Source organism: Pseudomonas sp. Sample_22, from assembly GCF_004307635.1.
Lineage (GTDB): Bacteria > Pseudomonadota > Gammaproteobacteria > Pseudomonadales > Pseudomonadaceae > Aquipseudomonas.
The window spans coordinates 192213-206189 of the sequence record NZ_RCNY01000093.1 but is presented as its reverse complement, the minus strand read 5'-3'; the positions used below and the strand labels follow the sequence as shown (position 1 = coordinate 206189).

At 59.7% G+C, this 13977-nt stretch carries 12 protein-coding genes; 6 read left to right on the top strand and 6 right to left on the bottom strand.

Translation table 11 applies throughout. The annotated features are described in order from the left end of the window. Nucleotides 1-61: 61 nt before the first annotated feature. Nucleotides 62-544 (bottom strand): glutathione peroxidase, encoded by a 483-nt coding sequence (locus D8U73_RS27520; RefSeq protein WP_056855049.1) that lies wholly within the window; start codon nucleotides 542-544, stop codon nucleotides 62-64. A 122-nt stretch (nucleotides 545-666) separates the two neighbouring features. Next, on the bottom strand, nucleotides 667-1152 hold the full coding sequence (locus D8U73_RS27515; protein WP_007942189.1) for a peptidylprolyl isomerase: 486 nt from the start codon (nucleotides 1150-1152) through the stop codon (nucleotides 667-669). Here D8U73_RS27515 and D8U73_RS27510 point away from each other — a divergent pair. The 3 genes from D8U73_RS27510 to D8U73_RS27500 are packed head-to-tail and all read left to right on the top strand — an operon-like array spanning nucleotide 1121 to nucleotide 4513. Next, complete coding sequence (locus D8U73_RS27510; protein WP_056855048.1) at nucleotides 1121-1447, top strand: DUF3565 domain-containing protein; 327 nt, start codon at nucleotides 1121-1123, stop codon at nucleotides 1445-1447. The genes D8U73_RS27515 and D8U73_RS27510 overlap by 32 nt on opposite strands. Nucleotides 1448-1507: 60 nt before the next feature. Continuing rightward, nucleotides 1508-3607, top strand: a complete 2100-nt coding sequence (gene pta / locus D8U73_RS27505; protein ID WP_130906275.1) for a phosphate acetyltransferase — start codon at nucleotides 1508-1510, stop codon at nucleotides 3605-3607. Further along, nucleotides 3608-4513, top strand: a complete 906-nt coding sequence (locus D8U73_RS27500) for an acyltransferase (protein ID WP_056855046.1) — start codon at nucleotides 3608-3610, stop codon at nucleotides 4511-4513. Between the two features lie 201 nt (nucleotides 4514-4714). On the opposite strand, the gene cysN is transcribed toward D8U73_RS27500, so the two are convergent. The 3 genes from cysN to D8U73_RS27485 form a co-directional block, all read right to left on the bottom strand. Then, nucleotides 4715-6613, bottom strand: a complete 1899-nt coding sequence (cysN, locus tag D8U73_RS27495) for a sulfate adenylyltransferase subunit CysN (protein WP_056855045.1) — start codon at nucleotides 6611-6613, stop codon at nucleotides 4715-4717. A 9-nt stretch (nucleotides 6614-6622) separates the two neighbouring features. After that, nucleotides 6623-7540 (bottom strand): sulfate adenylyltransferase subunit CysD, encoded by a 918-nt coding sequence (cysD, locus tag D8U73_RS27490; protein WP_034147080.1) that lies wholly within the window; start codon nucleotides 7538-7540, stop codon nucleotides 6623-6625. A gap of 247 nt (nucleotides 7541-7787) precedes the next feature. After that, nucleotides 7788-8546 carry a Nif3-like dinuclear metal center hexameric protein gene (locus D8U73_RS27485; protein WP_056855044.1) on the bottom strand — a complete coding sequence of 253 codons (759 nt, stop codon included), beginning with the start codon at nucleotides 8544-8546 and terminating at the stop codon, nucleotides 7788-7790. A 103-nt stretch (nucleotides 8547-8649) separates the two neighbouring features. On the opposite strand from D8U73_RS27485, the gene algW reads away from it, so the two are divergent. The 3 genes from algW (at nucleotide 8650) to D8U73_RS27470 (ending at nucleotide 12735) form a co-directional block, all read left to right on the top strand. Next, the gene (gene algW / locus D8U73_RS27480; protein WP_056855043.1) at nucleotides 8650-9810 is read left to right on the top strand and encodes a Do family serine endopeptidase AlgW; all 1161 of its coding nucleotides are present in this window, start codon (nucleotides 8650-8652) and stop codon (nucleotides 9808-9810) included. Between the two features lie 87 nt (nucleotides 9811-9897). Then, nucleotides 9898-12003 (top strand): TonB-dependent siderophore receptor, encoded by a 2106-nt coding sequence (locus D8U73_RS27475; RefSeq protein ID WP_130906274.1) that lies wholly within the window; start codon nucleotides 9898-9900, stop codon nucleotides 12001-12003. A 12-nt stretch (nucleotides 12004-12015) separates the two neighbouring features. Next, nucleotides 12016-12735: a DUF4198 domain-containing protein gene (locus D8U73_RS27470; RefSeq protein WP_130906273.1), complete on the top strand. Its 720-nt coding sequence runs from the start codon at nucleotides 12016-12018 to the stop codon at nucleotides 12733-12735. Between the two features lie 188 nt (nucleotides 12736-12923). Here the strand turns inward: D8U73_RS27470 and hisC are convergent, their stop codons facing one another. Continuing rightward, nucleotides 12924-13976: a histidinol-phosphate transaminase gene (hisC, locus tag D8U73_RS27465; protein WP_130906272.1), complete on the bottom strand. Its 1053-nt coding sequence runs from the start codon at nucleotides 13974-13976 to the stop codon at nucleotides 12924-12926. Between the last annotated feature and the right edge of the window lies 1 nt (nucleotide 13977).

The window sequence follows — 13977 nt, the reverse complement described above, 5'->3', positions numbered from 1 at the left end:
TTTTTAGCGAAAAACATCTCGCGAAAGCTTGACCGTGAACAGAGTATCTACAGGGGAGATATCAGCTCAGGGCTTTTTCAATCGCCTGAATGACAGAGGGATCATCCGGAGCAGTACGTGGCGAGAATCGCGCCAGTACCCGACCATCCTTGCCCAGCAGGAATTTTTCGAAGTTCCAGGTGATGTCACCCGGGAACTCGGCACCCTCGCCCGCCAGCAGCTTGTACAGCTGATGACGCTCGTGACCGTTGACTTCCAGCTTGCTGGACAACGGAAAGGTCACGCCATAGTTGAGGCTGCAAAACTCCTGAATCTCTTGCTCGCTGCCAGGCTCCTGCCCGGCAAACTGGTTGCATGGCAAACCCAGCACGCTGAAACCTTTGCCCTTGTATTGCTGGTAGAGGTTTTCCAGCGCGGCGTACTGTGGGGTCAGGCCACATTTGGAGGCAACGTTGACCACCAGCACGACTTGCCCCTTGAACGGTGCCAGAGGTAGCGCCTGACCGTCCAGGGCTGTCAAATTAAGGTCGTGAAAAGCACTCATGACGTACTCCAGATTCCAGTGTTCTTCTCGAAACAGCCGCTTGGCGGCGTCACACGGGACAGCCGCAGACTAAAAAGGCGCCCTCGGGGCGCCTCTCCAGTCATCTGAGCTTAGCGCACAAATCAGTGGTGATGGCCACCTTCGCCATGGACGTGGCCATGAGCGATTTCTTCCTGGCTGGCGTCACGGATGGCAACGATCTTGACCTGGAAATTCAGGCGCTGGCCGGCCAGTGGGTGGTTGCCGTCGACGGTTACATCGTCGCCGTCCAGATCGCGGATGGTAACGATCTGCATCTGGCCATCCGGAGCAGAAGCGTGGAACTGCATGCCGACTTCCAGTTCATCAACGCCTTCGAACATGCTGCGGCTCAGGGTGCTGACCAGTTCGGCGGCATATTCGCCGTAAGCGTCTTCCGGTTCAACGGCTACGGTCAGCTCGTCGCCGACAGCTTTGCCTTCCAGGGCTTTTTCCAGGCCAGGGATGATGTTGCCTGCGCCTTGCAGGTAGACCAGCGGCGCGCCGCCGGCGGAGCTGTCGATGACCTCACCAGCGTCGTTGGTCAGGGTATAGTCGATGGAGACAGCCTTATTGGCGGCGATCAGCATGGGGCGAGACCTTTTGCATAAGAATATAGAAAGACCCAGTTTAGCGAAGCAATCGCCCGAAAGCGAACACAACCCGGACAGACGGGATTCGACGATTACTGGGTTTCATCAGGATGAGGACGGTCACTGGGTGGTCGAGCTTTCCTGCGGCCATACCCAACACCTGCGCCACCAGCCGCCATGGCAATCACGGGCCTGGGTCATGGACCCGGTGCAACGCCTGGAAAAAATAGGCCAGCCCTTTGCTTGCGGTTGGTGCGCACAGGGCTCGGTTAGCGATAACCTTGGTGACTGAATTTCGGTAGACGGCCAGTCATAGGCCCTCACCTTTGCCATGCTCCTTCAGAGAATCCGCATGCAAACTTTTTTTATCGCGCCCACCGATTTTGGTGTGGGTCTGACCTCCATCAGCCTCGGGCTGGTGCGTACCCTTGAGCGCGCTGGCCTCAAGGTTGGCTTTTTCAAACCGATCGCCCAGCCGCATCCGGGTGACACGGGACCCGAGCGCTCCACCGAACTGGTGGCCCGCACCCACGGTTTGAAGCCGCCGCAACCCTTGGGCCTGGCCCACGTCGAACGCATGCTCGGCGACGGCCAGCTCGATGAGCTGCTCGAAGAAATCATCACCCTGTATCAGCAGGCTGCCATCGGCAAAGACGTGCTGATTGTCGAAGGCATGGTCCCGACCCGCAGCGCCAGTTACGCCGCACGGGTCAACCTGCACCTGGCCAAGAGCCTCGATGCCGAGGTGATCCTGGTGTCGGCGCCGGAAAACGAGGTGCTGACCGAACTCTCCGGCCGCGTGGAATTGCAGGCGCAATTGTTCGGCGGCCCGAAAGACCCGAAAGTCCTTGGCGTGATCCTCAACAAGGTTAAAACCGACGAGAGCATGGAGGCCTTCGCCGCGCGCCTCAAGGAGCATTCACCGCTGCTGCGCAGCGGGGATTTCCGCCTGTTGGGCTGCATCCCGTTTCAACCGGAACTGAACGCGCCGCGCACCCGTGACGTGGCCGATTTGATGGGCGCCCAGGTGCTCAACGCCGGTGACTACGAAACCCGGCGCATGACCAACATCATCATCTGCGCCCGCACCATGCGCAACACCGTAGAACTGCTCAAGCCCGGCGTGCTGGTGGTAACCCCGGGCGATCGCGACGACATCATCCTCGCTGTCAGCCTTGCGGCCATGAACGGTGTGCCGTTGGCCGGCCTGCTGCTGACCAGCGACACCCTGCCGGACCCACGCATCATGGATTTGTGCCGGGGTGCATTGCAGGCGGGCCTGCCGGTATTGTCGGTGAGCACCGGCTCCTACGACACGGCCAACCAGTTGAACGGACTGAACAAGGAAATCCCGATCGACGACCGCGAACGGGCCGAAATCATCACCGATTTTGTCGCCAGCCATCTGGACGCCAACTGGCTGCATCAGCGCTGCGGCACGCCGCGGGAAATGCGCCTGTCGCCAGCCGTGTTCCGCTATCAACTGATCCAGCGAGCGCAGAACGCCAACAAACGCATCGTGTTGCCTGAAGGCAGCGAGCCGTTGACCGTGCAAGCTGCCGCGATCTGCCAGGCCCGAGGTATCGCCCGTTGCGTGTTGCTGGCAAAGCCCGAAGACGTGCAGGCCGTGGCCCGTGCCCAAGGGATCGAGTTGCCGCCCGGGCTGGAAATTCTCGATCCGGACCTGATCCGCGAACGCTACGTCGAGCCGATGGTTTCGCTGCGCAAGAGCAAAAGCCTCAACGCGCCGATGGCCGAACAGCAGTTGGAAGACACGGTGGTGATTGGCACCATGATGCTGGCGCTGGATGAAGTCGATGGCCTGGTGTCGGGGGTCATTCACTCCACCGCCAACACCATCCGACCGGCCCTGCAACTGATCAAGACGGCGCCGGGCTGCACCCTGGTGTCGTCGGTATTCTTCATGCTGTTTCCGGAGCAAGTGCTGGTCTACGGCGACTGCGTGATGAACCCGCACCCGAGCGCCAGCGAGCTGGCCGAGATTGCGCTGCAAAGTGCCGATTCGGCCGCGGCGTTCGGCATCACGCCGCGCGTGGCGATGATCAGCTACTCCAGCGGTGAATCGGCCAGCGGTGAAGAAGTCGAGAAGGTTCGCGAAGCCACCCTGCTGGCCCATGAACAGCAAAACTCGCTGCTGATCGACGGCCCGTTGCAATACGACGCCGCCGCCAACGAAACCGTGGCCCGGCAACTGGCGCCGAACAGCCAGGTGGCCGGTCGCGCTACCGTGTTTGTGTTCCCTGACCTCAACACCGGCAACACCACCCACAAAGCCGTGCAGCGCAGCGCCGACTGCGTGAGCCTCGGACCGATGCTCCAGGGCTTGCGCAAACCGGTGAACGATTTGCCACGCGGCGCTCAAGTCGACGACATCGTCTACACCATCGCGTTGACCGCGATTCAGGCAGCCAACCGACCTATGGATGTTTAAATGCTGGATTTTCTACCTGCACCGGTTCGCGGTGTAATCGCTTCATTGCTGTTGGCGTTGAACACGATTCTGCTCTGCTCGTTCCTGTTCTGCGTGGCGCTGGTCAAGGCTCTGCCATTCGCTGTCACTCAACGTCTTGCGGGCTGGCTGATGAGCCACACTCATGAGGCCTGGATCAGCCTCAACAAAGGCTGGATGAACCTGGTCCGTCGCACGCGCTGGCACATCAGCGGCTTGCAAGGGCTCGACTACAAGCACTCGTACCTGATCACCAGTAACCACCAGAGCTGGGTCGACATTCTGGTGCTGCAGTACGTGCTCAATCGACGCATCCAGCCGTTGAAGTTCTTCCTCAAACAGGAACTGATCTGGGTGCCGGTGATTGGCTTGGCGTGGTGGGCTCTGGGCTTTCCGTTCATGAAGCGCTATTCCAAGGCTTATCTGGAGAAGCATCCGGAGAAGAAAGGCAAAGACCTGGAAACCACCCGCAAGACCTGCGCGAAGTTTCGCAATAACCCGGTGGGCATTTTCAACTTTGTTGAAGGCACGCGGTTCACCGAGGGCAAGCATGCCCAGCAGAAATCACCGTTCAAATACCTGCTCAAACCCAAGGCCGGCGGCATTGCGTTTGTGCTGGATGCGATGGGCGAGCAACTGGAATCCATCGTCAACGTGACCATCCACTACCCCGCCGGCCGCCCGGGCTTCTGGGATTTGCTGTGCGGCAACGTCGCGGACGTGGTGGTGCACTTTGAAGAGCTGAAGATTCCACCGCAGTTCATTGGCAAGAACTACGACCAGGATGGTGAGTATCGGCTGCAGTTCCAGGGCTGGATCAATCAGATGTGGCAGGACAAGGATGCGCTGCTGGAACAGATGCACCGCGAGTATCCAGCCAAACGCTGATCCCCTGTGACTGATCGTTGCCTGATCGTTCCCACGCTCCGCGTGGGAATGCCTCAACGGACGCTCCGCGTTCGGCTCTGGAGGGGACGCAGAGCGTCCCGAGCTGCATTCCCACGCCGAGCGTGGGAACGATCATCTCAAGGACACAAAAAACCCGCCGGATGATCACTCATCGGCGGGTTTTTTATTAACGGCTAAGCCTTAGATCGCGCCACGCTTGCGCAGCAGATCCAGCACTTGCTTGACGCCTTCTTCCAGCGATACGGACTGGGTGTCGATCACCAGGTCGGCATCCAGCGGCACGTCGTACGGGAAGGACTCACCCGGGATGTTATCCCCGGCCGCCGCGTACAGGCCCTGTGGGTCACGCTCGGCGCAGACAGTCGGCGAGGCCTGGACGTAGACCGTCAACAGACGTTCCTTGCCGATCAACTCCCGAGCCTGTTCACGACCTTCGGCACTCGGCGCAACGAACGCCGCCAGCGTCAGCAGACCGGCTTCGTTGAACTGACGCGCCACGTGCGCGGCACGACGCCAGTTCTCGGTACGCCCGGCGCGATCCTGGGGCAGACCTTTGTTGAGGTCGTGACGCAGGTTCTGGCCATCGAGTACGAACACCGCACGACCCAAATCGAACAGCTTGCGTTCAACCGCATACGCCAGAGTGCTCTTGCCCGCACCCGACAAACCGCTGAACAGCACGGTGGCCGGTTGCTGACCGAAGCGCTGGGCACGCTCTTCGGTGGCGACGTGAGCCAGCTTGCCGTGGTGGGTGCTGGTGCCATGGGCCAAAGGCTGGGCGACGATCATGCCGGCGCCGACGGTGCCATTGGTCAGGCGGTCGATGATGATGAACGCGCCGGTGGTGCGGTTGCTGTCGTAACCGTCGAGGGCAATCGGCGCATCGAGCGCGATCTTGACCTTGCCGATCTCGTTCAGTTGCAACGCGCTGGCCGGACCTTCTTCCAGGGTGTTGACGTCGACCTTGTTGACGATACTGGCGATGGAACCCGGCACATAACTGGTGGCGCGTTTGATGTCGTACTTCTTGCCCGGCAGCATCGGCTCTTCAGCCATCCACACCAGCATCGCTTCGAAGCTGTCGGTCACCGGTGGCACGTTGTCGGCATGCACCAACAGGTCGCCACGGGAGATGTCGATTTCGTCTTCCATGGTCAGCGTGACTGCCTGACCTGGACCTGCATGCTCCAACTCACCTTCGAAGGTGACGATGGATTTCACGCGGCTGCTCTTGCCCGACGGCAGGACCACGACTTCGTCGCCTTTCTTGACGATGCCGCTGGCCAGCGTACCGGCGAAGCCACGGAAGTTCAGGTTGGGACGGTTGACGTACTGCACCGGGAAACGCAGATCGGTGAAGTTGCGGTCGCCCGCCACTTCCACGGTCTCGAGAATTTCCATCAACGACTGGCCGGTGTACCACGGCGAGCGCTCGGACTTGTTCACCACGTTGTCGCCCTTGAGCGCCGACATCGGCACGAAGTGCATGCTGGTCGGCTTGAGCTTCAGGCCTTCGGCGAACTTCAGGTAGTCGGCCTTGATCGACTCGAACACGTCCTGATCGAAGCCCTTGAGGTCCATCTTGTTGATGGCGACGACGATGTGCTTGATGCCCAGCAACGAGGCGATGAAGCTGTGGCGGCGGGTCTGGGTCTGCACGCCGTAACGGGCATCGACCAGGATGATCGCCAGGTCACAGGTGGAAGCACCGGTGGCCATGTTGCGGGTGTACTGCTCATGGCCGGGCGTGTCGGCGATGATGAATTTGCGCTTGGCGGTGGAGAAATAGCGGTACGCGACATCGATGGTGATGCCCTGTTCACGCTCGGCCTGCAGGCCATCGACAAGCAACGCCAGGTCGATGTCTTCTCCGGTGGTGCCGACTTTTTTCGAGTCGCGGGTAATGGCTTCCAGGTGATCTTCGTAGATCATCTTGGAATCGTGCAGCAGGCGCCCGATCAGGGTGCTCTTGCCGTCGTCGACGTTACCGCAGGTCAGAAAGCGCAGCAGCTCTTTACGTTCGTGCTGGCCCAGGTAGGCGAGGATGTCCTCGCTGATCAAATCAGATGCGTGCGACATAACAACCCCTTAGAAATAACCCTGACGTTTTTTGTCTTCCATGGAGCCTGCGCCATCGTGGTCGATGACACGGCCCTGGCGCTCGGAAGTTCGCGTCAGGAGCATTTCCTGAATGATGTCCGTAAGGCTTTCGGCCTCGGACTCCACCGCGCCCGTCAACGGGTAGCAGCCAAGGGTGCGGAAACGCACTTTCTTTTTGACGATGCGCGCTTTGTCTTCATCGCTCAGGTGTTCGAGGATGCGCTCATCGTCGATCATGATCAGCGTGCCGTTCTTCTCGATGACTTCACGCTCGGCGGCGAAGTACAGCGGGACGATCGGGATGCCTTCAAGGTAGATGTACTGCCAGATGTCCAGTTCGGTCCAGTTCGACAGCGGGAACACGCGGATCGATTCGCCTTTGTTGACCTTGCCGTTGTAGACGTTCCACAGCTCGGGACGCTGGTTCTTCGGGTCCCAGCGGTGCTTGCTGTCGCGGAACGAGTACACGCGCTCTTTGGCGCGGGATTTCTCTTCATCGCGGCGGGCACCGCCGAAAGCGGCATCGAAACCATACTTGTCCAGAGCCTGTTTCAGGCCTTCGGTCTTCATGATGTCGGTGTGCTTGGCACTGCCGTGGGTGAACGGGTTGATGCCCTGCGCCACGCCATCAGGGTTGACGTGGGTGATCAGGTCCAGGCCCAGCTCAGCGACCATCTTGTCGCGGAACTTGTACATCTCCTGGAATTTCCAGCGGGTGTCGACGTGCATCACCGGAAACGGCAATTTGCCCGGGAAGAACGCCTTGCGTGCCAGGTGCAGCATCACGGCGGAGTCTTTACCGATGGAGTACAGCATCACCGGGTTGTCGAACTCGGCGGCCACCTCGCGGATGATGTGGATGCTTTCCGCCTCCAGCTGTTTCAGATGCGTCAGTTTGTCGACCATGGCTACTCACGAAATCTTTCTTATGAACGGCCAGCGGGCCGTGTTCGAGCGAGGAATCCTAGCACAGCGACCTCTTCTAATCAGGACGCCAACTAGATCGAAAGAGCATATGAATATGCCTGCCTGTTTGGGCCAAGCTCCCGTAGGAGCGAGGCTTGCCCGCGAAAAACGATAACGCGATTTGGTCAGGTACACCCCGTTATCGTTCTTCGCGGGCAAGCCTCGCTCCTACAAAGGGAGGGTGTGGTCAGATGGGATTCGGGCAATCGATGAAGATGTGCTCGAGGGCAAAGCGCCTTGCCAGGTAATCGCCCAAGGCCTGCACGCCATAACGCTCGGTGGCGTGGTGACCGGCTGCAATGAAACTGATGTCGTTTTCCCGGGCGCTGTGGAAGGTCTGCTCCGACGCTTCGCCGCTGAGGTACAGGTCGACGCCCGCCAACACGGCTTGATCGATATAGCCCTGGCCACCACCGGTGCACCAGCCGACCCGGCGGATCATGTTGCTGCCTTCAATCAGCAGCGGTTCGCGGCCCATGACTTCCTGCACACGGCGGGCGAAATCGCGAGGGGTCGCCGGCTCGTTCAATGAACCGACCAGCCCGACGATCTTCAGGTTATCCGGGTCCAGCGGACCTTCGACAGTAATGTCCAGCTGCCGCGCCAGTTGTACGTTATTGCCAACCTCCGGGTGCAGGTCCAGCGGCAGGTGATACGACAGCAGGCTGATGTCGTGCTTGAGCAAGGTTTTCAAGCGGCGCTGCTTCATGCCGGTGATGCACGGATTTTCGCCCTTCCAGAAATATCCGTGGTGCACCAGAACCAGATCGGCATTGGCTTGCACGGCGGCATCGAGCAAGGCCTGGCTGGCGGTGACGCCACTGACGATGCGCATCACCTGCGGCCGGCCTTCGACCTGCAGGCCATTGGGGCAGTAATCGGCAATTTTCGAACTGGCGAGGTAACGGTCGGCTTCTTCGACCAGGGTGCTCAGGGCGACGGCCATAAAAGACTCCTAAATATCCCGTTCAGAGGCACGCGCGGCCTCGTATAATGCGCGTCATTATGAGCGGTCTCATTCCGCCTGCAACTCTCTCAGGACGTGCTTAATGCTCAAGGCGCTGCGTTTTTCCGGCTGGCCGCTGTTGGCCGGCGTGCTTGTCGCTCTGTTAATCATCCAGCGTTACCCGCAGTGGGTCGGGCTACCAAGCCTCGACGTCAACCTGCAGCAAGCGCCGCAAACCACCAGCATGAAAGAAGGCCCGGTCTCCTATTCCGACGCGGTAACCACCGCCGCGCCATCGGTGGTGAACCTGTACACCACCAAGGTCATCAACAAACCCAGCCATCCGCTGTTCGAGGATCCGCAGTTCCGGCGCTTCTTCGGCGACAACTCGCCCAAGCAGAAACGTATGGAATCGAGCCTCGGTTCCGGCGTGATCATGAGCCCGGAAGGTTACATCCTGACCAACAACCACGTGACCACCGGTGCCGATCAAATCGTCGTGGCGCTCAAGGATGGACGTGAAACCCTGGCTCGCGTGATCGGCAGCGATCCGGAAACCGACCTCGCGGTGCTGAAGATCGACTTGAAAAACCTGCCTTCGATCACTGTCGGCCGCTCGGACAACATCCGCATCGGCGACGTCGCGCTGGCCATCGGCAACCCGTTCGGCGTCGGCCAGACCGTGACCATGGGCATCATCAGCGCCACCGGGCGCAATCAACTGGGCCTGAACAACTACGAAGACTTCATTCAAACCGATGCCGCGATCAACCCCGGCAACTCCGGTGGTGCGCTGGTAGATGCCAACGGCAACCTGACCGGTATCAACACGGCGATCTTCTCCAAGTCCGGCGGCTCTCAAGGCATCGGCTTTGCGATTCCGGTGAAACTGGCGATGGAAGTGATGAAATCGATCATCGAGCACGGCCAGGTTATTCGTGGCTGGCTGGGTATTGAAGTACAACCGTTGTCCCAGGAGCTGGCGGAATCGTTCGGTCTTTCGGGGCGCCCGGGCATTGTCGTGGCCGGGATTTTCCGTGACGGCCCGGCGCAGAAAGCCGGGCTGCAACTGGGCGACGTGATTCTTGCCATCGATGGCGAACCTGCGGGTGATGGCCGCCGCTCGATGAACCAGGTCGCGCGGATCAAACCGACTGACAAGGTCACGATTCAAGTCATGCGTAACGGCAAGGAAATCAAACTGACGGCGGAAATCGGTTTGCGTCCGCCGCCGGCGCCGGTGAAAGAAAAAGAAGAGAAATAAGCCAGGCCCGATCAATTCGGGTCAATGGAAGACATTCTCATCGGACATGTTATATTGTTTCAATTCTAGCAATTGGAACAACATAACATGTCGTCTCGAACAAAGTCCTGCGTGGCAAGTCTTGCCCTCGGGCTGCTGGGTGAACCGGTCTTCGCCGAACAATCCCAGGCATTGGAACTGGACGCCATCAGCGTCACTTCCGACTACGAATCCCCCACCGGGCCTGTCGCTGGCTACCGCGCCACCCGCTCTGCCAGCGCGACCAAGACCGATACCGCCATCCGCGACATCCCGCAATCGATCAGCGTGGTCCCCGTCAGCGTGCTCGACGATCTAGGCAGTACCCACGTTGAGCGCGCGCTGGACTTCGCCGGCGGGGTTTCCAGACAGAACAACTTCGGTGGCCTGACGCTGTACGAATACAGCGTGCGCGGCTTCACCACATCGGAGTTCTACAAGGACGGTTTCAGCGCCAACCGTGGCTACCCGAGCTCGCCGGATGTGGCGAACATCGAGCGCATCGAAGTGCTTAAAGGCCCCGCCGCCAGCTTGTATGGGCGAGGTGATCCGGGTGGCACGGTGAACATCGTCACCAAGAAACCTCAGCCCGAAGCCTTCGCGACCCTGCACACCAGCGCGGGCAGTTGGGATCGTTATCGCACGGCGCTGGACGTCAACACGCCACTCGATGACCAGGGCAACGTGCTGTCGCGGGTGAATCTGGCCGTCGAGGACAACCACAGCTTTCGCGATCACGTCGACAGCCAGCGGGTGTTTGTCGCGCCTTCCTTCAGTTGGCAACTGAACCCGGACACCTGCCTGCTGGTAGAGAGTGAATTCGTTCGTCACAGCTCGACCTTCGATCGCGGCATCGTCGCACCCGACAACACCTGGAGTGGCGTATCCCGTTCGACCTTCCTCGGCGAACCCGACGATGGCGACATCGACAACCACAACAATCAGCTGCAGGCCGCCCTCGAGCATCAGCTCAACGACACCTGGAAATTGCGCCTGGCCAGCCATTACAAGCAAGGCAAACTCTGGGGCTTCGCCTCGGAGGCGCGCCCGCTGAATGCCGACGGCCATACCGTCAACCGCCGTTATCGAGAACGTGACAACAATTGGCACGACAGCATTAGCCAACTCGAACTGCGCGGCTTTTTCGACACCGGCCACTTGCAGCACGAATTGTTGATCGGCAGCGAATACGAGAATTTTCGCAAGAACGAGCGGGTGACGACCATTGCCGGCAGCCCCTACGCCATCGATATCTACCAACCGGTCTACGGTCAGCCAAAACCCAACGGCGCACGTTCCGGTACGGACTTCTTCGAGCATGTCGAGAGCCATGCACTGAACCTGCAGGACCAGATCATTTTCAACGACAAACTGCGCGGGCTGCTCGGTGTGCGGTTCGAACACTTCGAGCAACGCATCGACGATCGTACCCGTGGCGCCACCAGCAACCAGACTCACGACGCGCTGACCCAAAGGGCCGGTTTGCTTTACCAACTGACGCCTGAGGTCGGCCTGTTCGCCAACGCCTCCACTTCGTTCAAACCGAACAATGGCCTGGACGCGGCCGGTAAACCCTTCGACCCGGAAGAAGGCATCGGCTACGAGATCGGGATCAAGAGTGAGCTGTTCGATGACCGTTTGAGCAGCACCCTTGCCGCTTTCCATATTGAAAAAGAAAACGTCCTCGCCCTCGACCCGGCTACAGATACCAGCCGCGCCATGGGCAAGGCACGCAGCCAGGGAATCGATCTGCAAGTGACCGGGCAAGTCACCGACGCTGTCCGGCTGATCGGCGCCTTCGCCTACATCGATGCTGAAGTCACTGAAGGCGACAAGGTCATTCCCACCGGCAGCCGCATTCTCGGCGTGGCCAAACGCAGTGGCAGTCTGTTGGGGGTTTATGAGTTCCAGGACGGTCGACTGCGCGGGTCGGACCTTGGCGCCGCGTTCACTTACGTCGGTGATCGCTCGGGTGAGGCCGGCAGCGACTTTGAATTACCTGCCTACCACACCGTCGACCTGCTGGCCCATTACAAGGCCAGCGACAACGTCACGCTGGGCCTGAACCTGAACAACCTGTTCGACGAGAAATACTTCGAGCGCTCCTACAGCAACTACTGGGTCAACCCCGGCGAGCCGCGCAATTTCACTGTCAGCCTGACACTCACTCTGTAAAAGGAAGTCCCCATGCACCCACTCAAACCCCTGGCACTGCTCGGCTTGCTGTTTGCCACAGAAGTCTCGGCCCACGGCCTGTGGACCGAACAACGTCGAGGCAACATCGAGGTCATTTACGGTCACGGCGCCGAAGACAATGCTTTCAAGGCACCGAAAATCAGCGGCGCCTGGGCTTATGACGGCCATGGAAAAATGATTCCGGTGACGGTACAGCGGCTGCCCGATCACGCACGCCTGCAACCACTTAAACCACCCGCCGTGATGGCGGTGGCGCTCGACAATGGCATGTGGTCGCAGACCAGCGACAAGAAATGGATCAACGAAGGCCGCAGCAAGGTGCCGGGGGCGATCGAGGCGACCCAGACGTTCAAGTACAGCCTGGCGATTTATCAGCCGGGGGCGAAGTTGCCCAAACTTGATCAACTGAAATTGCTGATTCTGCCTGAGGTCGATCCGCTGACTGTAGGGCCGGGCGGATCATTGCCGGTGCGAGTATTGCTGGATGGCAAACCGGCGGCGGGCGTGAAGTTGGTGGGGGACTATCGCAACGCACCGAATACCTTGAGCACCGAAACCGATGCACAGGGTCGGGCACAGGTGGTGGTGCGCAATGAAGGCTTGAACGTGATTTCGGCGCAGATGGAAGTGCCGGTAAAAGACAGCCCTGACGTGAACAGTCGCGGGCTGTTCAGCTCGCTGACGTTCCTCGGCGAGCCGCATCACGAGTAACCCATAAAACCTTGTAGGAGCGAAATGCTGTTCACTTAAGGACGAACACTGTACCCGTGGCGAGGGAGCTGACGTGCTCTTAAGTGAAGAGCGAGGCTTGCACGCGAAGGACGATGGATGGGTATTCGTTTTTTACCGAGTCGTCCTTTTTCGCGGGCAAGCCTCGCTCCTACAGATTCCGGGCCGGTTTAGAGATCGCCTAAACCGTCGATCAGCGCCTGGTTCTGCTCTGGCGTACCGATGCTGATCCGCAGGAACTGCGCAATCCGCTCCTGCTTGAAGTGCCGAACGATCACGCCTTGCTCACGCAACTTCGCCGCAAGCCCTGCCGCATCGTGCTGCGGGTGACGGGCAAAAATGAAGTTGGCCGCCGATGGCAGCACCTCAAAACCCTTCTCCTCCAACTGCGCAACAACCTTCTGGCGATTCTCGATCACCAATCGGCACGTCTTGTCGAAATACTCGCGGTCCTCGAATGCGGCGGCGGCGCCGACATTGGCCATGCGATCCAGCGGATAAGAGTTGAAACTGTTCTTGATCCGCTCCAGCGCCTCGATCAGGTCCGGATGACCGACTGCCAGACCCACCCGCAGTCCCGCCAGGGAACGGGACTTGGACAGGGTCTGGGTCACCAGCAGATTTGGATAGCGGTCCACCAGCGCAATCGCGGTTTCACCGCCGAAGTCGATGTACGCCTCATCGACCACCACCACCGAATCCGGATTCGCCTTGAGAATCTGCTCGACCGCGTCCAGTGCCAGCAGGCAACCGGTCGGCGCGTTCGGGTTGGGGAAGATGATCCCGCCGTTCGGTTTGGCATAGTCCGCCGGGTTGATCCGGAACTGCTCGTCCAGCGGTACGGCGTCGAACGTGATGCCGTACAACCCGCAGTAGACCGGGTAAAAGCTGTAGCTGATGTCCGGGAACAGCAATGGCTGATCGTGTTGCAGCAGACCGTGGAAGATGTGCGCCAGCACTTCATCAGAACCGTTACCGAGAAACACCTGATTGCTCTGCACGCCGTAGTATTTGGCCACGGCATTCTTCAACAGATCGCTGTTGGGGTCCGGGTACAGGCGCAGGTTGTCGTTCAGCTCAGCCTGCATCGCTGCCAGGGCTTTGGGCGATGGACCGTACGGGTTTTCGTTGGTGTTGAGCTTCACCAGCTTCGCCAGTTTTGGCTGTTCGCCCGGCACGTAAGGCACCAGATTCTTGACGAACGGGCTCCAGAATTTACTCATC